17 protein-coding genes and 2 tRNA genes are annotated in these 21,178 nt (G+C 66.2%); 15 read left to right on the plus strand and 4 right to left on the minus strand.

Annotation, left to right across the window (positions count from 1 at the left end; all coding sequences use genetic code 11):
• Positions 1–78: 78 nt before the first annotated feature.
• Together KB874_RS09550 and KB874_RS09555 are read left to right on the plus strand one after the other, a co-directional pair.
• Positions 79–155 (plus strand) — tRNA-Asp (locus tag KB874_RS09550).
• A 33-nt stretch (positions 156–188) separates the two neighbouring features.
• A tRNA-Asp gene (locus KB874_RS09555) sits at positions 189–265 on the plus strand.
• 197 nt (positions 266–462) lie between these two features.
• Here the strand turns inward: KB874_RS09555 and mepK are convergent.
• Positions 463–1,032, minus strand: coding sequence for a peptidoglycan L,D-endopeptidase MepK (gene mepK, locus KB874_RS09560; RefSeq protein ID WP_212536331.1), 570 nt, complete (start codon positions 1,030–1,032; stop codon positions 463–465).
• 318 nt (positions 1,033–1,350) lie between these two features.
• Here mepK and KB874_RS09565 point away from each other — a divergent pair, with 318 nt between their 5' ends.
• The 8 genes from KB874_RS09565 (at position 1,351) to eno (ending at position 10,929) form a co-directional block, all read left to right on the plus strand.
• Entirely contained in the window at positions 1,351–2,985 is a 1,635-nt protein-coding gene (locus KB874_RS09565) for a L,D-transpeptidase family protein (protein ID WP_212536332.1), read from the plus strand.
• A 59-nt stretch (positions 2,986–3,044) separates the two neighbouring features.
• Positions 3,045–4,151, plus strand: coding sequence for a UDP-3-O-(3-hydroxymyristoyl)glucosamine N-acyltransferase (locus tag KB874_RS09570; protein ID WP_212536333.1), 1,107 nt, complete (start codon positions 3,045–3,047; stop codon positions 4,149–4,151).
• A 96-nt stretch (positions 4,152–4,247) separates the two neighbouring features.
• On the plus strand, positions 4,248–4,508 hold the full coding sequence (locus KB874_RS09575; RefSeq protein ID WP_212536424.1) for an acyl carrier protein: 261 nt from the start codon (positions 4,248–4,250) through the stop codon (positions 4,506–4,508).
• Positions 4,505–5,713, plus strand: a complete 1,209-nt coding sequence (locus tag KB874_RS09580; protein WP_212536334.1) for a beta-ketoacyl-[acyl-carrier-protein] synthase family protein — start codon at positions 4,505–4,507, stop codon at positions 5,711–5,713. The genes KB874_RS09575 and KB874_RS09580 overlap by 4 nt, the downstream gene beginning before the upstream one ends.
• A 55-nt stretch (positions 5,714–5,768) precedes the next feature.
• On the plus strand, positions 5,769–6,992 hold the full coding sequence (locus KB874_RS09585; RefSeq protein WP_212536335.1) for an NAD(P)/FAD-dependent oxidoreductase: 1,224 nt from the start codon (positions 5,769–5,771) through the stop codon (positions 6,990–6,992).
• A 66-nt stretch (positions 6,993–7,058) separates the two neighbouring features.
• Positions 7,059–8,684, plus strand: coding sequence for an alpha-D-glucose phosphate-specific phosphoglucomutase (locus tag KB874_RS09590; RefSeq protein WP_212536336.1), 1,626 nt, complete (start codon positions 7,059–7,061; stop codon positions 8,682–8,684).
• Positions 8,685–9,581: a DMT family transporter gene (locus KB874_RS09595; protein WP_346346531.1), complete on the plus strand. Its 897-nt coding sequence runs from the start codon at positions 8,685–8,687 to the stop codon at positions 9,579–9,581.
• Positions 9,582–9,654: 73 nt separating this feature from the next.
• Complete coding sequence (eno, locus tag KB874_RS09600) at positions 9,655–10,929, plus strand: phosphopyruvate hydratase (RefSeq protein ID WP_212536337.1); 1,275 nt, start codon at positions 9,655–9,657, stop codon at positions 10,927–10,929.
• A gap of 170 nt (positions 10,930–11,099) precedes the next feature.
• Here the strand turns inward: eno and KB874_RS09605 are convergent, their stop codons facing one another.
• The 3 genes from KB874_RS09605 to KB874_RS09615 are packed head-to-tail and all read right to left on the minus strand — an operon-like array spanning position 11,100 to position 14,428.
• Entirely contained in the window at positions 11,100–12,062 is a 963-nt protein-coding gene (locus tag KB874_RS09605) for a glucokinase (RefSeq protein ID WP_212536338.1), read from the minus strand.
• A gap of 13 nt (positions 12,063–12,075) precedes the next feature.
• Positions 12,076–13,395, minus strand: a complete 1,320-nt coding sequence (locus KB874_RS09610) for a GH1 family beta-glucosidase (RefSeq protein ID WP_212536339.1) — start codon at positions 13,393–13,395, stop codon at positions 12,076–12,078.
• A 7-nt stretch (positions 13,396–13,402) separates the two neighbouring features.
• Positions 13,403–14,428, minus strand: a complete 1,026-nt coding sequence (locus tag KB874_RS09615; RefSeq protein ID WP_212536340.1) for a substrate-binding domain-containing protein — start codon at positions 14,426–14,428, stop codon at positions 13,403–13,405.
• A gap of 248 nt (positions 14,429–14,676) precedes the next feature.
• Between KB874_RS09615 and KB874_RS09620 the strand changes: the two genes are divergently transcribed.
• The 5 genes from KB874_RS09620 (at position 14,677) to KB874_RS09640 (ending at position 21,106) form a co-directional block, all read left to right on the plus strand.
• The gene (locus tag KB874_RS09620; RefSeq protein WP_212536341.1) at positions 14,677–15,945 is read left to right on the plus strand and encodes an ABC transporter substrate-binding protein; all 1,269 of its coding nucleotides are present in this window, start codon (positions 14,677–14,679) and stop codon (positions 15,943–15,945) included.
• A gap of 145 nt (positions 15,946–16,090) precedes the next feature.
• Positions 16,091–17,110, plus strand: a complete 1,020-nt coding sequence (locus KB874_RS09625; RefSeq protein WP_212536342.1) for a carbohydrate ABC transporter permease — start codon at positions 16,091–16,093, stop codon at positions 17,108–17,110.
• Position 17,111: 1 nt separating this feature from the next.
• Entirely contained in the window at positions 17,112–18,266 is a 1,155-nt protein-coding gene (locus tag KB874_RS09630) for a carbohydrate ABC transporter permease (RefSeq protein WP_212536343.1), read from the plus strand.
• A 74-nt stretch (positions 18,267–18,340) separates the two neighbouring features.
• Positions 18,341–20,002, plus strand: a complete 1,662-nt coding sequence (locus KB874_RS09635) for an alpha-amylase family glycosyl hydrolase (protein ID WP_249200390.1) — start codon at positions 18,341–18,343, stop codon at positions 20,000–20,002.
• Positions 20,003–20,023: 21 nt separating this feature from the next.
• Positions 20,024–21,106 carry an ABC transporter ATP-binding protein gene (locus KB874_RS09640; RefSeq protein WP_212536344.1) on the plus strand — a complete coding sequence of 361 codons (1,083 nt, stop codon included), beginning with the start codon at positions 20,024–20,026 and terminating at the stop codon, positions 21,104–21,106.
• Positions 21,107–21,178: the final 72 nt, after the last annotated feature.

A 21,178-nucleotide genomic window follows, 5' to 3' on the forward strand; every position in this document is an offset into this window, starting at 1 on the left:
GGGAAAGGCGCTTGACGGGGGAAAGCACCCCGCATATTACCCCCCTCACGCCATGGCCAAGAGGCCGGGTCGCAGCGGGCGGTTGTAGCTCAGTTGGTTAGAGTACCGGCCTGTCACGCCGGGGGTCGCGGGTTCGAGCCCCGTCAACCGCGCCACTGCTGCGAAACGGATCTGGGTCGGCGCGATGCGCGGTTGTAGCTCAGTTGGTTAGAGTACCGGCCTGTCACGCCGGGGGTCGCGGGTTCGAGCCCCGTCAACCGCGCCACCTTCCCCTCACCTGGAAACCGATCGTTTCTATCCCTTGCTCTGGTCTGGGATTCCAGACTGAGACTCGTGGGCCGATTTCTGGCATAGTGATCGTCGGCGCCAGTCGCGCCAGGAGGATTTGTCAGGAAGAAACGAAAAGGGCGCCCCGAAAGGCGCCCCGTGGGACATCGTCATAGGAGACGGCAGAGAGCCGCGTCAGCTTCCCCAGGACCGGACCGGACCGCAGTCCATGTGCACGAAATCCGAACCTGTATACCGGCCGACGCCCCCGGCGCGGCAGGCCATGGCTGCTTTCGCCATCTGGCCGACCGAGCGCGAGGAGAGGCGCAGGTCGGCTGCTTCGCCGCGCAGGTGACGCGAGTTCTTGGCAACGCCGCTCGACCGCGAGCGCAGCATCGCGTTGGTCTGCGGGCTGCGATAGCCCGAGATCAGCATGTAGGGTTCGGACGCATCCATCAGGTTATGCGCCGCGGTCATGATGTCGATCGTCCGCGGATCGATCGACTTGACCTGGTTGTTGCGCCAGTCGCGCATGAAGTGATTGATTTCCTTGACTGCGTCGGCGATGTATTCGCCTTCGATCCAGTAGATCATGTCGATCCGCTCGCCCGTGCGGCCAGAATACATGCGCAGCCGCCGGATGTCGCCGGCGCCGCGCAGAAAACCCGCCGCGTTCGAGAAGGTCGGTGCCGCCGTCAGGGCTGTCGCTGCGAACGCGCCAAGCAATGCACGCCGCGAAAAGCTGGCTTTGGTCGTATCTGTCATGAGAGCGCCTGTCCCGTGGTCGCCTTGAGTTACCTGTCGAGTGGGCGCAACGTTGTGCGCCGCCTGCCATCTTTTTCCCCAGATGCGGGAACTCTATCGCACGAATCGGGTTAACTCGAAACCGCCATTTTGGCGGAATGGACACGATCAAGGCCAAATGCGCGGGTTCCTGCCGAAATTGCGCCCAATTGTGGCGATCCTGCCCATGCGCGCTTTCCTTGCCACGCCGGGCGCGTCTGGCACGATTGTGAGTGGACAGGCTCAGTGCCTTGAATATTAAATCAAAACGGGAACGGACGCGCGAATGAGGATTGGTCGATGAAATTTGAGTTTCTGGCGGGCTCCCGCCGATTGACGCGCGCGGCGGCGCTTGTGTTGGCGCTAACTGCTGCACAGGGCAGTCCGGTCGCGGCACAGGACGGGTTCTCTTTCACGGTTACTGCCTTCAAGCAGGCGGTCGCGGAATCGCTGGGGGACAACCCGGAGGTGGCCGCCTTCTACCGCACCCGGGGGTTCGAACCGCTCTGGACCGGCGCCGACGACCTGTCGGCCGCCCGCCGCAGCGCCTTGTTCGAGATCCTCGGCATGGCCGACGACCACGGCCTGCCGGCGCGCCGCTATGACGCCGAAGGGCTGATGGCACAGCTGGCCACCGCCCGCACCGGGCGAGAACGTGGCCTGGCGGAGATGGCGATGACGCGGACCTACCTGCTGTTCGCGCATGACCTGCAATCCGGCATTCTCGACCCCGGTACGCTGGATGCCGGGATCAAGCGCGTGCTGCCGCGCCGCCCCGATTCCGAACAGTTGGCCAAGCTGGACAACGGCGATCCCCGCGCCGTGATGCGCGCGCTGGTGCCCGCGACGGCGGAATACTCGCGCCTGATGCGGGAAAAGCTGCTGCTGGAACACCGCATCGCCCATGGTGGCTGGGGCGACACCGTGCCCGCGGCCAAACTGGAACCGGGCGACAGCGGCCCCGCGGTCGTCGCGCTGCGTGACCGGCTGGTGCGCATGGGCCATCTCAAGCCGCACCTCGGCGCGTCCTACGATTCCCGCCTGACCGAGGCGGTCCGCCGCGTCCAGGAGGCGCATGGCCTCGAGCCCGACGGCGTCGCAGGCGCCTCGACCCTGCGGGCGATCAACACCGCCCCCGAGGAGCGGCTGCAATCCGTCATCGTCGCGATGGAGCGCGAGCGCTGGCTGAACCTGCCCGAGGGCCGGGGCAAGCGGCACATCCTGGTGAACCTGGTGGATTTCCATGCCCGCATCATGGATGACGACAAGCTGACCTTCGAGACCCGCTCGGTCATCGGGCACCAGGACCCGGACCGGCGCACGCCGGAATTCTCGGACCTGATGACGCACATGGTCATCAACCCGTCCTGGTATGTGCCGCGCTCGATCATCGTCAAGGAATACCTGCCCATGCTGCGCAGCAACCCGGGCGCGGTCAGCCATCTCCAGATCATCGACGCGCGCGGCCGCGTGGTCGGCCGGGGCAACGGCTTTGGCCAGTATTCGGCCAGTTCCTTCCCCTTCTCGATGCGCCAGCCGCCGGGGCCGAAGAACGCGTTGGGGTCGGTCAAGTTCATGTTCCCCAACCAGTACAACATCTACCTGCACGACACGCCCTCGCAGCACCTGTTCAAGGAAGAGGTGCGCACCTACAGCCATGGCTGCATCCGGCTGGATGATCCGCATGACTTCGCCTATGCGCTGCTCGCCCGGCAGACCGATGACCCGCAGGGGCTGTTCCACCGCATCCTGAACACCGGGGCCGAAACCCGCGTCAATCTGGAACAGCCGGTCCCGGTGCACCTGATCTACCGCACCGCCTTCACCCAGGCGAAGGGGCCGGTGAACTACCGCGCCGATGTCTATGGCAGGGACGCGCTGATCTGGCAGGCGCTGGCGCGGCAGGGGGTGGCCCTGCGCGCAGGACGCAGCTAAACCGGCGGCAACACCGGACGGGGGCGGCGCGCCCCCGCACCGCTGCACCGGAGGCCGCCATGTCTGACACCCGACCGACCTACAGCCTGGCTGAGATCGCGGCCTCGCTTGGCCTGACCGCCGTGGGCGATACCGCTCTGCGGGTGTCTGGCGTGGCGGAGCCGGCCCTGGCCGGGCCCGATCAGATCGCGCTGGCGATGAAGCCCGACTATGCCGCCGCCCTGTCGCAGGGACAGGCCCGCGCCGCGATGCTTTGGGACGGGGCCGACTGGAAATCCTATGGTTTGAAGGGCGCGATCCTGTCGCCGCGGCCGCGCCACGCGCTGTCGGGCCTGTCGGCGATGATGGATCCGGGGCAAGGTTATGCGCCGGGTATTCACCCCTCGGCCATCGTCGAGGATGGCGCCGTCCTGGGCGAGGACGTCAGCGTCGGCCCCTTTGCCTACATCGCCGCGGGCGCGCGGGTCGGCGCGGGATCGGTGATCGCGGGCCATGTCCATGTCGGGCGCGACGTGACGCTGGGCGAGGGCGCGCTGATCCATGTCGGCGCTCGGCTCATGGCGGGTGTTACCGCCGGCGCACGGCTGATCGTGCAGCCGGGGGCGGTGATCGGCGGCGACGGCTATTCCTTTGTCACCCCCGAGGTCTCGGGCGTGGAACGCGCCCGCGCCAGCCTGGGCCGCGACACGGGCGCGGCGAGCCAGCCCTGGGCGCGCATCCACAGCCTCGGCGCAGTGACGCTGGGCGACGATGTCGAGGTCGGCGCGAACAGCACGATCGACCGTGGCACGGTGCGCGACACGATCGTGGGCAGCGGCACCAAGATCGACAGCCTTGTGCAGGTGGGCCACAACGTCGTGGTCGGGCGCGACGTGCTGCTGTGTGCGCAGGTGGGGCTGGCGGGCACCTCGACCATCGGCGACGGGGCGGTGCTGGGCGGCAAGTCCGGCGTCAGCGACAACACAAACATCGGGGCTGGCGCGATCCTGGGCGGCGCCACCATCGCGTTGTCCAACGTGCCCCCGGGCCGCGTCATGCTGGGTTATCCGGCGATGAAGATGGACACGCAGATCGAGGTGACCAAGGGCTTGCGCCGCCTGCCGCGCCTGTTCCGCGAGGTGGCCGACCTCAAGGCCGCGATGGCCCGGCTGCGCGGGTCGGACTGAGCCTCGCGCGCCGTCGGGTCACGGCGAATTTCCGTTTCAATTCGCCGTCGAAACGACTAAATGCCCTGCAAATCGCAGCGGGATGGGAACATGACGATGGATGTCCGACGCAAGGTGATCGAGATCATCGCCGAACAGGCGATGCTGGAACCCTCCGACGTGACGCTGGAGAGCACGCCGGAAAGCCTCGGGATCGACTCGCTCGGACTCGTCGAGGCGATCTTTGCCATTGAGGAAGCCTTTGACATCTCGATCCCCTTCAACGCGAACGATCCCACCGAATCCGATTTCGACATTTCCTCGGTGGCCAGCATCGTCGCTGGCATCGAAAAGCTGATCGCCGAGCAGAAGGGGTGAGGCGTGTCGTCATCACGGGGGCGGGCACGATCAACCCGCTCGGCCAGTCGGTGCCGCAAACGCTTGCCGCGATGCGTGAGGGGCGCTGCGGCATCGGCCCGCTGCAGTTCCGCGATGTCGAGCGTCTCGCCGTCAAGATCGGCGCGCAGGTTCAGGGTTACGATCCCGAGGCGGTGTTCAACCGCCAGCAACTGGCGCTGTATGACCGGTTCACGCAATTCGCCCTGATCGCCGCGCGCGAGGCGCTGGCACTGTCGGGGCTGGAGTTCACGGGCGCACTGGCCGACCGGTCGGGCGTGGTGCTGGGCACCTCGGGCGGTGGGTTGACCACGCAGGACGAGAATTACCGGGCCGTCTACGAGGAAGGGAAGAACCGGGTTCACCCCTTTGTCGTGCCCAAGCTGATGAACAACGCCGCCGCCAGCCATGTGAGCATGGAGTTCAACCTGCGCGGCCCCAGCTTTACCGTCGCGACCGCCTGCGCGTCATCCAACCATGCGATGGGCCAGGCCTTCCAGATGGTGCGCTCTGGCCTCTGCACCGCGATGGTGACGGGCGGAACAGAGGCGATGCTGTGCTTTGGCGGGGTCAAGGCCTGGGAGGGGCTGCGAGTCATGTCCAAGGACGCCTGCCGCCCGTTCAGCGCCACGCGCAACGGCATGGTGCAGGGCGAGGGTGGCGGTGTCTTTGTCTTCGAGGATTACGAGCACGCCAAGGCGCGTGGCGCCGAAATCCTGGCAGAGGTGCTGGGTTTCGCCATGACCTCGGATGCGGCGGACATCGTCATGCCGTCGAAACAGGGCGCGGCGCGGGCCATTGCAGGCGCGCTGAAGGATGGCGGCATCGCGAAGGAGCGCGTCGGTTACATCAATGCGCATGGCACCGGCACGGCGGCCAATGACAAGACCGAATGCGCGGCGGTGGCCGACGTGTTCGGGCGGCATGCGGACCGGCTGATGATCTCCTCGACCAAGTCGATGCATGGCCACCTGATCGGCGGCACCGGGGCGGTCGAGCTTCTGGCCTGCATCATGGCGCTGCGCGACGGGGTGATCGCGCCGACCATCGGCTATGAAGAGCCCGACCCGGAATGCGCGCTGGACGTGGTGCCGAACGAGGCGCGCGAAGCGAGCGTGGACGTGGTGCTGTCCAACGCCTTTGCCTTTGGCGGGCTGAACGCGGTTCTGGCGCTGGGACGGGTTTAGGGGGCTCTGCCCCCTCGGCCCTTGCGGGCCTCACCCCCGGAGTTTTTCGGGCAAGATGAAGAGGGACAGGGTGCGCGAACGCTATGACGTGGTGATCGTGGGCGGGGCGGCGATCGGATCGGCCGTGGCCTGGGCGCTGATGGAGTGTGCAGGCTTTGGCGGGTCGGTGGCGATCGTCGAACGCGACATGGGGTTCGCGCAGGCGTCCACCGCGCTGTCCGCCGCCTCGATCCGGACGCAGTTCTCCAATCCCGTGAACGTGAAGATCAGTCAATATGGTCTTGAGGTCATTCGTTCCTTCCCGGAATTGACAGCGGTGGACGGGGTGCCAGGGCCGGACCTGGCGCTGGTCGAGGGCGGTTACCTGACGCTGGCGGGGACGCGGTCGCAGGCGCAGGTGCTGCGCGAGAACCATGCCGCGCAGATGGCCTGCGGGGCGGATGTCGTCCTGATGACACCTGAGGAGATGGCGCAGGCCTTTCCGCATCTGCGGGTGGACGACCTGCTGCTTGGTGCCTGGGGACACAGCGGCGAGGGCTGGTTTGACAATGTCGGGCTGATGACAGGCCTGCGCAACCGGGCGCGATCTCGCGGAGCGGATCTGCTTCGCGACACGGTGACGGGGATGGAGCGGGATGGCGGGCGCGTGACGGGGGTGCGGCTGGCCTCCGGAGCGCGGGTCGGTTGCGGCTGGCTGGTCAATGCGGCGGGACCGCGGGCGGCGCAGGTGGCGGGCATGGCGGGACTGTCCCTGCCGGTCGAGCCGCGCAAGCGCACTGTCTTTGTCTTTGACTGTGCCGCCAGCCCGCAGGGCAGCGCGCGGGTCAAGGGCGGCTGTTTGCCGTTGATGATCGACCCAAGCGGCGTCTATGTGCGGCCCGAGGGGCGCTATTTCCTGGCCGGCGCCACGCCCGATCCCGACCCGGCGGTGGACCCCGACGATTTCGAGCCGCGCCATGCCGAGTTCGAGGAGATCGTCTGGCCGGTCCTCGCCGCGCGCTCCGCCGCCTTCGAGGCGATCAAGCCGGTGCGCATGTGGGCCGGGCACTACGCCTGGAACACGCTGGATCAGAACATGATCCTCGGACCGCATCCGGACCTGCCGAATTTCCTGTTCGCCAACGGCTTTTCCGGCCACGGGCTGCAGCAGGCGCCGGCCGTGGGCCGCGGCCTGGCCGAATGGATCGCCCACGGGGAATTCCGCGCGCTCGACCTGTCGGATTTCGGCTATGACCGGGTGCTTGAAAACAGGCCTAATCCTGAGCGCGCGGTGATCTGAGCGGCCCGCCTTGCCCCGCGCGGGCAAACCGGCGATACCTCTGTCAGCGGACAGGGAGACGGCAGAATGAACATCGTCACGGTCAACACCCAACCCATCGACGGGCAGAAGCCCGGCACCTCGGGCCTGCGCAAGCGAACGCCGGTCTTTCAGGGCCGGCATTACCTCGAGAATTTCATCCAGGCGATCTGGACCGCCGTGGGCGGGGTCGAGGGGCGCACCCTGGTCGTCGGCGGCGACGGGCGGTATTTCAACACGCAGGCGATCCAGGTCGTGCTGCGCATGGCCGCGGCCGGCGGGGCGACCCGGGTCATCGTCGGGCAGGACGGCATCCTGTCGACGCCCGCCGCCTCGCACCTGATCCGCAAGCGCAAGGCGTTCGGTGGCATCATCCTCTCGGCCAGCCACAATCCCGGCGGGCCGGACGGCGATTTCGGGGTCAAGTTCAACGCCTCGAACGGCGGGCCCGCGCCGGAAAGCCTGACGGCGAAGATGTTCGAGGCCACCAAGGCCATCACCGAATACCGCATCCTCGAGGCGCATGACGTCGATCTCTCGACGCTGGGCGAGCAGAGCCTCGGCACGATGGCGGTCGAGGTGGTGGACCCGGTGGCGGATTACGCCGAACTCATGGAAAGCCTGTTCGATTTCGAGGCGATCGCAAGCCTGTTCGCCGACGGCTTCACCCTGCGCTTCGACGCGATGCACGCGGTGACCGGGCCTTATGCTCGGGCGATCCTTGAGGACCGGCTGGGTGCGGCGCGGGGCAGCGTGGTCAACGGCACGCCGCTGCCGGATTTCGGGCAAGGCCACCCCGATCCGAACCCGATCTGGGCCAGGGACCTGATGGACCTGATGATGGGGCCGGATGCGCCCGATTTCGGCGCCGCCTCGGATGGCGATGGCGACCGGAACATGATCGTGGGCCGCGGCATCTACGTGACGCCCTCCGACAGCCTCGCCGCGCTGGCCGCCAATGCGACGGTTGTTCCCGCCTATGCCGGGGGGCTCAAGGGCATCGCGCGGTCCATGCCCACCTCGGCCGCCGCCGACCGGGTGGCGGAAAAGCTGGGGATCGCCTGCTACGAGACGCCAACCGGCTGGAAGTTCTTTGGCAACCTGCTGGACGCCGGTCGGGTGACGATCTGCGGTGAGGAAAGCGCGGGCACCGGCAGCGACCATGTGCGGGAAAAGGACGGGCTCTGGGCCGTGCTGTTCTGGCTGAACATCCTTGCCGCGAAACGAATCTCGGTCGCCGAGTTGATGGAAGAGCATTGGCGCACCTACGGGCGCAACTATTACTCGCGCCACGATTACGAGGGCATCCCGACCGAGGGCGCCAACGCGCTGATGGACGGGCTGCGGGCCAAGCTGGCCGATCTGCCGGGCACCAAGGTCGGCGGGCTGGTGGTGAGCCAGGCTGACGAATTCGCCTATGACGACCCGGTGGACGGCTCGCGCAGCGAGGGGCAGGGCATCCGCATCCATTTCGACGGCGGCGCGCGCGTGGTGTTCCGCCTGTCCGGCACGGGAACCGAGGGCGCGACCCTGCGCGTCTACCTCGAATTCTTCGACCCTGTCACCATGACGATGGACGCGCAGGTGGCGCTGGCGCCGGTCATTGCCGCGGCCGAGGCCATCGCCGGGATCAAGGCCCATACCGGCCGCGATGCGCCCGACGTCATCACCTGAGTGGACGTCCTTCGCGCCATATCGCTGATGATCCTGTCCATGGCCTTGCTGGCCGGGGCGGACGCGTTCTTCAAGCTGGCGACCAACGCCGCGCCCATCGGGCAGGTCATGACCCTGGTCAGCATCGGCGGCACGGCGCTGTTCGTGGCGCTGGCGGCCATGCGGGGCGTGTCTCTGCTGGGGCGGGACGCGCTGCACCCGATGGTGCTGCTGCGCAACCTCTGCGAGGTGGTGGGCGCGGTGGGCATGGTGACGGGGCTGAAATACATCTCGCTGCCGGTCTTTGCCGCGATCATCCAGACCGGGCCGCTGATCGTCGTGCTGGGGGCGGCGATCTTTCTCAAGGAGCAGGTGGGCTGGCGCCGCTGGGCCGCCGTCGCGGTGGGCATCGTCGGCATGCTGATCGTGATCCGGCCCTTCGGCGCGGGCTTTACCGGGTATGAGCTCTGGGCCGTTCTGGGCATCGCCGCGCTGTCGGCACGCGACCTGGTGACGCGCCTGTCGCCACCGCATATTCCTGCGCTGGCCATTTCGACCTGGGGATTTGGCATCACGCTGGTCCCGGGCCTCGCGCTCTGGGCCTTTGCGTCGGAGCCGTCCAGCTATGCGCCCGACGCGCTCTGGCCGATCCTCGGCGCGGTAATCGTGACGACCAGCGGATACCTCGCGATCACCACGGCGATGCGGCTGGCCCCGGCCTCGATCGTCTCGCCCTTCCGTTACACGCGGCTGATCTTCACCACCGCGCTGGGGATCCTGATCTTTGGCGACCGGCCCGATGGCTGGACGCTGGTCGGGGCGGCGCTGATCCTTGCGGCGGGGCTTTACTCGTTCCTGAGGGAACGCAGGCTGGCGAAAGAAGCGTTAGCGCAAACCCAAGCAGGCTTGGCGTGTTAGCGATAACATCCGCGTTTACAACGCGCCTTGCGTCTGCGATAGGTCGCGCAACCAAGTTTGAGGGATTTGACCCATGAGCACCATCATCGACATTCACGCCCGCGAGATCCTGGACAGTCGGGGCAACCCGACCGTCGAGGTAGACGTCACGCTGGAAGACGGCACGATGGGCCGCGCGGCGGTGCCCTCGGGCGCGTCGACCGGCGCCTACGAGGCGGTCGAAAAGCGCGACGGCGACAAGAGCCGCTACATGGGCAAGGGGGTGCTGGACGCGGTCGCCAACGTCAATGGCGAGATCGCCGAGGCCATCGTGGGCTTCGACGCGACCGAGCAGGTGGCCATCGACATGGCGATGATCGAACTGGACGGCACTGACAACAAGGGCCGCCTGGGCGCGAACGCCATCCTCGGCGTGTCGCTGGCGGTGGCCAAGGCGGCGGCGGATTTCTGCGGCCAGCCGCTGTTCCGCTATGTCGGCGGCACCTCGGCCCGTGTCCTGCCGGTCCCGATGATGAACATCATCAACGGGGGCGAGCATGCCGACAACCCGATCGACATCCAGGAATTCATGATCATGCCCGTCGCGGCCGAGACCATCGCCGATGCGGTGCGCATGGGGTCGGAAGTGTTCCATACGCTGAAGAAGGAGCTTTCGGCGGCGGGCCTCTCGACCGGTCTTGGTGACGAGGGCGGTTTCGCGCCGAACCTGGGCAGCACCCGGGAGGCGCTGGATTTCATCCTGAAGTCCATCGAAAAGGCTGGTTACAAGCCCGGTGACGATATGATGCTGGCGCTCGACTGCGCCGCCACGGAATACTTCAAGAACGGCAACTATGTGTTTGCGGGTGAGGGGAAAACCCTGTCTCCGGCAGAGAATGTCGCCTATCTTGAGGCTCTCTGTGCCGATTACCCGATCATCTCGATCGAGGATGGCTGCTCCGAGGATGACTGGGACGGCTGGAAGCTGCTGACCGAGCGGCTGGGCGACCGGTTGCAACTGGTGGGTGACGACCTCTTCGTGACCAACCCGGCGCGCCTCGCGATGGGGATCGAGCGCGGCTGCGCCAACGCGATGCTGGTCAAGGTGAACCAGATCGGCTCGCTGACCGAAACGCTGCAGGCGGTCGAGATGGCGCATCGCGCGCGCATGACCAACGTCATGTCGCACCGCTCGGGCGAGACCGAGGATGCGACCATCGCCGACCTCGCCGTGGCGACGAACTGCGGTCAGATCAAGACCGGATCGCTGGCCCGTTCTGACCGGCTGGCCAAGTACAACCAGCTGATCCGCATCGAGGAAATGCTGGGTGAGACGGCGGAATATGCGGGCCGTTCGATCCTCAAGTGATGCATCGAAGGCGTCCGAACCATGGGTACGGGCGCCTTTTCTTGCCGATCTGGAAAGGTCCGGATCGGTCCAAATGTTTCGCGCGCGAAACATTCCGTCTATTTTTAATCGCTATTTCAAGAGTTTGTTAACCGAACCAAGATCCGACAAGGTGCGACCGTGGGCGGCTTTCACCCTTCCAGGATCTCGCTCAGATGCACCGCGCAGCCGGTCAGGGCCGCGTAATCGTCATCGACCATCCAGACCGGGAACTGGTCCATGAAGGGGCCGAACCGCCCCTTGTCGCGGAAGGCCTCGGCAAAGCCCAGCTTCTGCAGGTGCGGTGCGAAGTGGCGGACGACTCCGCCGACGAGGAAGACGCCGCCAAAGGGCAGAGTGATCAACGCGAGGTTTCCCGCGTAACGCCCCATGAACCGGACGAAAAGTCGCGCGGCACGGGTCGCGCGGGGCTCGCCCGCCTCGAAGGCGGCAAAGATCGCGTCGGCGGGCAAGGTCAGGTCCTTGCCGTCCTGCAGTGCGAGGAAGCGGTGAATGTGTTCCAGACCACGGCCCGACAGGACCTCTTCCAGCCCGGGCGTGCCATGCCCCTCGGCCAGCCAGTGCAGCAGGCGCAGTTCCTCATCGGTCTGCACGGGGATCGAGATATGCCCTGCCTCGGCCGGCGGCACGATGGTCAACCCGCGCGAGCGATAGACCGCCACGGCGTTTAGCCCCGTGCCCACGTTCACCACCAACCGCGCGGCCTCGGGCCCGGCATGATCGGCGGGCAGGATCGTGCGCAGGTTCTCGCGCGCGACATGCCCCACGGCAAAGCCTTGCGCCTGCAGGTCGTTCAGCACGGCGACCGTGGCGGCGCCGGTGGCCTGCGCAAGGCTCGGCGCGGCGATGTGCCAGTCGAGGTTGGTCAGCTTGCCGACCCCGTCCTTGACCGGCCCGGCCATGTCGACGCAGACCGCGCGGGGCTGCGCGCCCAGTTCCTTGAGATAGGATTGCAGGATCGGCTCGATTCCCGGGTGGTCGGCGTTGCGGTAGCGGCGGATCGTGTCGGCCTGCACCGCGCGCCCCCGCGCCAGCGCGACGCGCGTGTTGGTTCCGCCGATATCGGCGACGACGGCGAGAACGGGATCGGACATGGGGGCCTCCGTTTCAGACGGTCAGGGCGGACTTAAGCGCGTGGTAGGACGCCTTGGGCGTGCGTTCAAGGCTGTCGAAATCCACGTGCACCAGCCCAAAGCGTTTCTCGTAGCCCAGCGCCCATTCGTAATTGTCCAGCAGCGACCACAGGAAGTAACCCTGCACCGGCACACCGGCCGCGATGGCGCGCAGAACGGCGTCAAGGTGCGCCTCGACATAGGCGATGCGCTGGGGGTCGTTCACCGCGCCGTCCTGCACGCTGTCGGGATTGGCCATGCCGTTTTCCGTAATGAACAGCGGCAGGACGCCGGTATAATCACGTGCCGTGCGTACGAGGAAATCGTGCAGCCCGTCGGGGTAGACTTCCCATTCCATCTGGGTCTTGGGCAACGGGCCCTCGACCTCGCGCAGGGCGGGCCAGGGGCCGTCGGCGGGGGCGATCAGCTTGCGCGTGTAATAGTTGATGCCGCACCAGTCGACCGGGCTCTGGATCTTGGCGAAATCGTCCTGCCAGCGGTCGGGCATGTGCGGCTCCAACCCGGCCAGTGCCGCTGCGGGGTATTCGCCGCGAAACACCGCGGACAGGAACCAAGTGTTGTAATAGGCGTCCATCAGCGCGGCCTTTTCGGCGGCCTCGGGGCTGTCATCGGCGGGGGCGGCCCATTCCATGTTGAACACCGCGCCGAGGTTGTTCATTCCGAGGTCGCGCATCACCTGGATCGCGGTACCATGCGCCAGCAGGACGTGGTGCATGGCGCGGGCGGTGGCGCGGATGTCGCGCAGGCCGGGCGCGTGAAGCCCCATGAAATGGCTCAGCCAGGCGACGCACCAGGGCTCGTTGATGGGCGCGGCGGAATACATCCGGTCGCCGATCCGGCCCATGATCGTCTGGGTGAAATCCGCGAACCAGCCCGCGATGTCGCGGTTGCGCCAGCCGCCCTTGTCGGCCAGCGCCGAGGGCAGTTCCCAGTGATAGAGGGTGACACAGGGTTTCAGCCCGCGCTCCAGCATGGCGTCCGTGAGCCGGTCGTAGAAATCCAGCCCCTCGGGGTTGACCGTTCGCCCGTCGGGCATGACCCGCGCCCAGCTGGTGGAAAAGCGGTAGCAGTCGAACCCGGCCGCCGCCACCAGGTCGAGGTCTTCCTCGAAGCGGTGGTAATGGTCGCAGGCCCGGTCGCCGTTTTCCGCCCGCACCACGTTGCCGGGGGTGGCTGCGAAATCGTCCCAGTGGGTGCGGCCCGCACCGCCAAAGGCGTGGCCCTCGATCTGGTAGCTCGAGGTGGCAGCACCAAAGAGGAAGCCGGGCGGAAAGTCCTGTCGGGTCTGTTTCATGGTGTCCTCACTGTGGGGCGGGGCCGGTCGAGGCGCCGATGATCAACTCGGCCTCCATCATCTCGGTCAGGGGGCCGCAGCCGGGGTCGCGGATCAGCTGCAGCAGCATCTCGGCCACGCGCTCTCCGGCGCTGCGCACGGACGATCGGGTGGCGGTGAAGATCGGCACATCCTGGTCGTTCTTGAAGGCGCCGAGGTCGTCGTCATGGGTAATGACCGAGACATCGCGCCCCATGTCGAGGCCCGCATCATGAATCGCCCGGCGTACGCCGATGGCGCTGATGACGGACGAGACGAGAAAGGCGGTGGGCGGCTCTGCCTGCCGCAACATGTCGCGCGCTGAGCGAAAGCCATAGACCTCGGTCATGTCCTCGGCCCGCATCAGGCGCGGGTCGGGGGCAAGGCCGCGCGCGATCAGCGCCGCCTCGAATCCGCGCCGCCGCCGCCATGCGAAATCCATGTCCTCGAGTCCGTTGATCAGCGCGATGCGACGGTGGCCGAGATCCAGCAGGAAATCGGTGGCGCGGCGGAAGGACCGGCTGTTGTTGGTGTCGAGCCAGCTGTAGGGGGCGGTTTCCTCTGTCGCGCGGCCATGCACGACAAAGGGCAGGCCAAGCCCGTTGAGCAGCGCGATGCGCGGGTCGCGCATGGCCGGGGCGCTGACGATGATGCCGTCCACCGTGCCGCGGGCGTGGATGTCGCGATAGACGCGGTCCTGGCGCACGTCGTCGACGATACTCAGCACCATGTCGTAGCCCGCGCGGGCATAGGTTTCGCCGGCGCCGGCAATGAAATCGCCGAAGATCGGGTTCACCATCTGGTGCCGGCGACTCACCGGGATGACATGGGCGATCGCCTGCGTCCGGCCGGTGGCGAGGCCACGGGCGCGGGCATTGGGGCGATAGTTCATCGCGCGGGCCGCCGCCTGCACCCGCGCGCGAGTCGTTTCGCTGACCTCGGGATAGCCGTTCAGCGCCCGGCTGACCGTGGTCGGGGACAGGTTCAGATGGCGCGAGAGTTCCTTGAGATTCATGCGGACGCATTCAAAGCGGTTTGAATTCCGATCACAGTGTCACAACCGTGCGCTGCACGAAAGGGGGGCTACTGCAACTTTCCTAGCTGCGCTGCGGCGAAAAAAGTGTTTGTAATAAATCGCGACGTCGTTGACAGTCGCTAACAGGTAGGACAGGAAGTCTGTGTCCAAAGCGCTTTGGCTATTGTGCCGGCGCCAGAGATTCAGGCGGAAAGCGCCGGACAGGCGCGACAATGGGAGGAGTCATAATGAAATCTCGTTTTTACACCTGTGTGGCTGCCACGGCGCTGACCGCAGGCATGGCCCAGGCCGAGGATCTGACCGTTTTCGGGCCCTGGCTTGGCCCCGACCAGGCCGTGGTCGAAGAGGTGCTTGCCGCCTTCGCCGCCCAATCGGGCCACAACGTCAGCTATGTCGGCTCGGACAGTTTCGAGCAGCAGATCGTCGTCGACGCCGAGGCCGGGTCGGCCCCGAACATCGCGATCTTCCCGCAGCCGGGTCTGGCGTCCGACATGGCGGGCCGCGGGTTCCTCGCGCCGCTCAAGGAGGGCACGGGCGACTGGGTGCGCGACAATTACGCAGCCGGCCAGTCCTGGGTCGACCTCGGCACCTATGCGGGCCCTGACGGGGCAACGGACCTCTACGGGTTCTTCTACAAGGTCGATGTGAAGTCGCTGGTCTGGTATGTTCCCGAGAATTTCGAGGATGCGGGTTATGAGATCCCGACCACGATGGAAGAGCTCAAGGCCCTGACCGAGCAGATCGTCGCCGATGGCGAGACGCCGTGGTGCATCGGTCTGGGATCGGGCGGCGCGACCGGCTGGCCCGCGACCGACTGGGTCGAGGACATGATGCTGCGCACGCAATCGCCCGAGGATTACGACGCCTGGGTGAAGAATGAGCTGAAATTCGACGACCCCAAGGTGGTCGCCGCGATCGAGGAGTTCGGTTGGTTCGCGCGCAACGACGCCTACGTGGCGGGCGGCGCGGGCGCCGTCGCCTCGACCGATTTCCGCGACAGCCCCAAGGGCCTCTTCGATGCGCCGCCGCAGTGCTACCTGCACCGCCAGGCGTCGTTCATCCCGGCCTTCTTCCCCGAAGGCACGGTCGTCGGTGAGGACGCGGATTTCTTCTATTTCCCGGCCTATGCCGAAAAGGACCTGGGCGCGCCGGTGCTGGGCGCGGGCACGCTCTGGGCCATCACCAACGAGAACGACGCGGCGCATGATCTGATCGCCTTCCTCCAGATGCCCGAGGCGCACGAGATCTGGATGGCGCGCGGCGGTTTCCTGACCCCGCTCAAGGGTGTGGACTCGTCCAAGTTCTCGGACGCGCCGACAGCCAAGATGAACGACATCCTGCTGGGCGCGACCACCTTCCGCTTCGACGGGTCCGACCTGATGCCGGGCGGCGTGGGCGCGGGCAGCTTCTGGACGGGGATGGTCGACTATACCGGCGGCAAGGACGCTGGCGCCGTGGCCTCGGGCATCCAGAACAGCTGGGACGCACTGAAGTAAGCGCGGAGGCGGGGGCGGTGCTGGCCGCCTCCGCAGTCCGGCGGGGCCGGGCGGCAAATTCCGTTGACGGAATTTGCGGATTTCTTGGAAGACATTTGCGCCTGGCGGCACAGTCCGGCAGGGCGCGAACCGGGGGGAGACCGTCATGCATCCTGCCATCCAGGGCCTGCTGACCATCGTGATCGGCGTGGGCGCCTGCCTTAGCTACTTCTATTTCTCGAACCAGTTCCTGGACAAGGTGCTGTTCCCCGCCAAGGGGCCGCAGGCGGGGCGCAACATCAACCGCGCCAACATGGTCCGGCCCTGGCTGTTCCTGTTCCCGGCGCTCTTCGCGCTGTCGCTGTATCTCGCCTACCCAGTGGTCGAGACCATCCGCCTGTCGCTGACAGAGCGGGTCACCCAGCCCGACGGATCGACGGTCTACCGCTTTGTCGGGTTTGCCAATTACGTCCAGATGTCCGCCGATCCCAAGTTCTGGGAGGCGATGTGGAACAACATGTTCTGGCTGATCGTCGTGCCAGCGCTGTCCACCGCCTTCGGCCTGCTGGCGGCACAGCTGTCCGACCGGATCAAGTGGGGCAACGTGGCCAAGTCGCTGATCTTCATGCCGATGGCCATTTCCTTTGTTGGCGCCGCGGTGATCTGGAAGCTGGTCTATGACGCCCGCCCGCCGGGAGCCGAGCAGATCGGCGTGATGAATGCGGTCTATGTCTGGCTGACCGGCAACGACCCGCAGCAATGGCTGACAGTGCCGTTCTGGAACAACTTCCTGCTGATGGTGGTGCTGGTCTGGATCCAGACGGGCTTCGCCATGGTGATCCTGTCGGCGGCGCTGCGCGGTATCCCCGAGGAAACCATCGAGGCCGCCATCGTCGATGGCGCCAACCCGTTCCAGATCTTCTTCAAGATCAAGGTGCCACAGATCGCCGGGACCATCGTGGTGGTCTGGACCACGATCACGCTGGTCGTGCTCAAGGTCTTCGACATCGTCTTTGCGATGACCAACGGCCAATGGGGCACGCAGGTCCTCGCCAACTACATGTTCAACCAGCTCTTCGTCGCCCGTGACTGGGGTGTGGGCTCGGCCAGCGCGATGGTCATCATGCTGCTGGTGACGCCGATCCTGGTGTGGAACGTTCGCAACGCGCGCAAGGAGATGCGGTAACATGGACAACATAGCCGGTTCCAAATCCTCGCTCACCTGGGCCGTCCACATCGCCACGGCGCTGTTGGTGGCGCTGTGGCTGTTCCCGACCGTGGGCCTCTTCGTGTCGTCCTTCCGCACGGCGGACCAGATCGCCAGTTCCGGCTGGTGGAACGCGCTGTTCCCGACCGAACAGACGCTGACCCTGCGCACCGCCGCTCCCGAGACGCAGGTGCAGGAGGGCAATCTGTATGTGATCGAGGGCAATCTCTTCACCGAAACCGACACGCCCCCCGCCGAGATCGGCAGCTGGGGCACCTCGTCCCGCGACGTGTCCGCCTATGGCCCGGGCGATACCGCCGAACTGGGCGATGGCGAAAAGCTGACAGTGCAGGCGGACGGGGGCTATCGGCTGGAAAGCGCGACCGAGATGACCGGGTCGCGCGGCCAGCGGACCTTCGTCACCGCCGAGATCCCGCCGGAATTCACGCTGGACAACTACCGGCAGGTCTTGTTTTCGGGCGACTCGACCGACAGCATGGCCAAGGCCTTCTTCAACACGCTGACGGTGACGATCCCGGCGACGATCATCCCGATCGTGGTCGCGGCCTTTGCCGCCTATGCGCTGGCCTGGATGGATTTTCCCGGCCGTGCGCTGCTGATCGCCTTCGTCGTGGGGCTGCTGGTGGTGCCGCTGCAACTGGCGCTGATCCCGCTCTTGAAGCTCCACCTGGGTATCGGCATCGGCAAGGGCTATCTCGGTGTCTGGCTGGCGCATACGGGGTTCGGGTTGCCCTTGGCGATCTACCTCTTGCGCAACTACATGGTCGGCTTGCCGCGCGACATCATCGAGAATGCGCGGGTCGATGGCGCGACCGAGTTCCAGATCTTCACCAAGATCATCCTGCCGCTGAGCTTCCCGGCGCTGGCCAGTTTTGCGATCTTCCAGTTCCTCTGGACCTGGAACGACCTGCTGGTGGCCAAGGTGTTCCTGATCGACGCGACGGGTCAGACCACGGTGATGACCAACCAGATCGTCGAGCTGCTGGGCACGCGCGGCGGCAACTGGGAAATCCTCGCTACTGCGGCCTTTGTCAGTATCGCGGTGCCGCTGGCGGTGTTCTTCGCCATGCAGCGGTATCTTGTGCGCGGTCTGCTGGCGGGCTCGGTGAAATAAACCTCCCCGCGCGCGGCGCGGGACGACAGACAAAAGGCTCCGGGCCACGGTCCGGGGCGCGCGGAGTGACACAGATGAATGCAGAGGCACAGACCTTCATGGGCACGACACAGATGCCGAAAGACCCCGACTGGTGGCGCGGCGCGGTGATCTACCAGATCTATCCGCGCAGCTTCCAGGACAGCAACGGCGACGGTGTGGGCGACCTGAACGGGATCACCGGGCGGCTGCCGCATGTGGCGAGCCTTGGCGTGGACGCGATCTGGATCTCGCCCTTCTTCACCTCGCCGATGAAGGATTTCGGCTATGACGTCAGCGATTACTGCGACGTCGACCCGATGTTCGGCAGCCTGGCGGATTTCGACGTGCTGGTGGACACGGCGCACCAACTGGGCCTGCGGGTGATGATCGACCTCGTGCTGTCGCATACCTCGGACCAGCATCCGTGGTTCGCGGAAAGCCGCGCCAGCAAGGACAATGACCGCGCCAACTGGTATGTCTGGGCCGATGCGAAACCCGACGGCACGCCACCCAACAACTGGCTGTCGATCTTCGGTGGCTCGGCCTGGCAATGGGACGCGCGGCGCTGCCAGTATTACCTGCACAATTTCCTGACCTCGCAGCCGGACCTGAACTTTCACGAGCCCGCCGTGCAGGAGGCGCTGCTGAAGGTCGTGCGCTTCTGGCTGGATCGGGGCGTCGACGGGTTCCGGCTCGACACGATCAACTTCTACATCCACGACAAGCAGTTGCGCGACAACCCGGCCCTGGCCGAGGAAAAGCGCAACCCGATCAGCGCGCCGGCCGTGAACCCCTATACCTGGCAGGAACATCTCTACGACAAGAACCAGCCGGAAAACCTCGATTTCCTGCGCAAGCTGCGCAAGATCATGGACGAATTCGGCGCGGCCGCCGTGGGCGAGGTGGGCGACGACCTTTACGGTCTCGACATTCTCGGCGAATACACCTCGGGCGGGGACAAGGTGCAGATGTCCTACGCCTTCGAGTTGCTCTCGCCGAAACAGCCCGATGCGGCCTATGTCGCCGATGTCATGGCGCTGGTCGATGAAAAGGCGCCCGAGGGCTGGGTCTGCTGGGCCTTCTCCAACCACGACGTGCCGCGCCATGTCAGCCGCTGGAACCTGCCCGACGCCGCCGCTCGCGCCTATATCACGCTGATGATGTGCCTGCGGGGCTCGGTCTGCCTCTACCAGGGCGAAGAGCTTGGCCTGCCCGAGGCAGAGCTGCATTTCGAGGATCTGCAAGACCCCTACGGCATCCAGTTCTGGCCCGAGTTCAAGGGCCGCGACGGTTGCCGGACACCGATGGTCTGGGACCGCATGGCGCTGAACGGCGGGTTTTCCGCCGGGGTGCCGTGGCTGCCCGTCAGCCAGGATCACCTGCCGCGCGCCGTGGGTGAACAGGAACGCGACCCGGGCGCGCTGCTGCATCACTACCGCAAGACGATCGCGTTCCGCCACAGCCACGCGGCGCTGGCCAAGGGCACGCAAAGCAAGGTGCAGGCCACCGGCAGCATCGTGCATTTCCAGCGGCAGAGCGACACAGAGACGATCTTTGTCGCGGTCAACCTGTCGGGAGAGCCCGCGCAGGTGGCCATGCCCGAGGGAGACTGGCACCAGATCGGGATAGAACTGGGCAGCGCGGCGGGTTTCCCCGACGGGCGCCTGCACTTGGGGCCGTGGCAGCCGGCGATGGCCGTGCTTCACCGCGGTTAACGAGAAAAAAGAGGGGGAGAGATGGCCAACCTGAAGCTGACCAATGTCGCAAAGACCTATGGCGGCACGGTCGACGTGCTCAAGGATATCAACCTGGACATCACGCAGGGCGAGCTGATCGTCTTCGTGGGCCCTTCGGGCTGCGGCAAGTCCACGCTGTTGCGGATGATCGCGGGGCTGGAAAAGATCACCGGCGGCACGCTGGAGATCGACGGGCAGGTGGTCAACGACGTGCCGCCCGCGCAGCGCGGCATCGCCATGGTGTTCCAGTCCTACGCGCTCTATCCGCACATGACCGTGCGCGAGAACATGAGTTTCGCGCTGAAACTGGCCAAGAAACCCCAGGCAGAGATCGACGCGGCGGTGAACCGCGCGGCGAAGATGCTGCAACTGGAACCCTACCTGGACCGCCTGCCCAAGGCGCTGTCGGGCGGCCAGCGGCAGCGGGTGGCGATCGGGCGGAGCCTCGTGCGCGACCCCAAGGTCTATCTCTTCGACGAGCCGCTCTCGAACCTCGACGCGGCGCTGCGGGTGGCGACCCGGATCGAGATCGCGCAGCTCAAGGAACAGATGCCCGAGCGCACGATGATCTACGTCACCCATGACCAGGTCGAGGCGATGACGCTGGCGACCCGCATCGTCGTGCTGGCGAACAAGGGCATCGCGCAGGTCGGCTCTCCGCTGGACCTGTATGAGCGGCCGAACAGCGAATTCGTGGCGCAGTTCATCGGCTCTCCGTCGATGAACCTGCTTCTCGGCAAGGTCGTGGCGACCGGTGCGCAGACCCGGGTGCAACTGGCGGGCGGCGGCGTGGCGCTTTCGGATTATCCCACGACCGAGGCCGACATGGGCCTGTCGGTCAACGTGGGCGTCCGGCCCGAGGATTTCGTGACTGCCGGGGACGATTACCTTTACGAGGGCACGGTCGGCATCACCGAGGCGCTGGGAGAGGTGACGCTGCTCTATTTCGGCTCGGGCGAGGGGCAGGTCATCGCCAAGCTGCCCGGCATCCACCGCGAGATGCGTGGTCGCACCGTTCGGCTGACCGCCGATCCCGCCAAGGTGCACCTGTTCGCCAACGGCGTCTCGCTGCACCATCGCTGAGGCGGACACGGAAACGCCCGGCGGGGAGGAGACTCCGCCGGGCGTTTCGCCTGTGCCGCCCAGAGGCAGCGG

Source organism: Thetidibacter halocola, assembly GCF_018224955.1.
GTDB classification, from domain to species: domain Bacteria; phylum Pseudomonadota; class Alphaproteobacteria; order Rhodobacterales; family Rhodobacteraceae; genus Thetidibacter; species Thetidibacter halocola.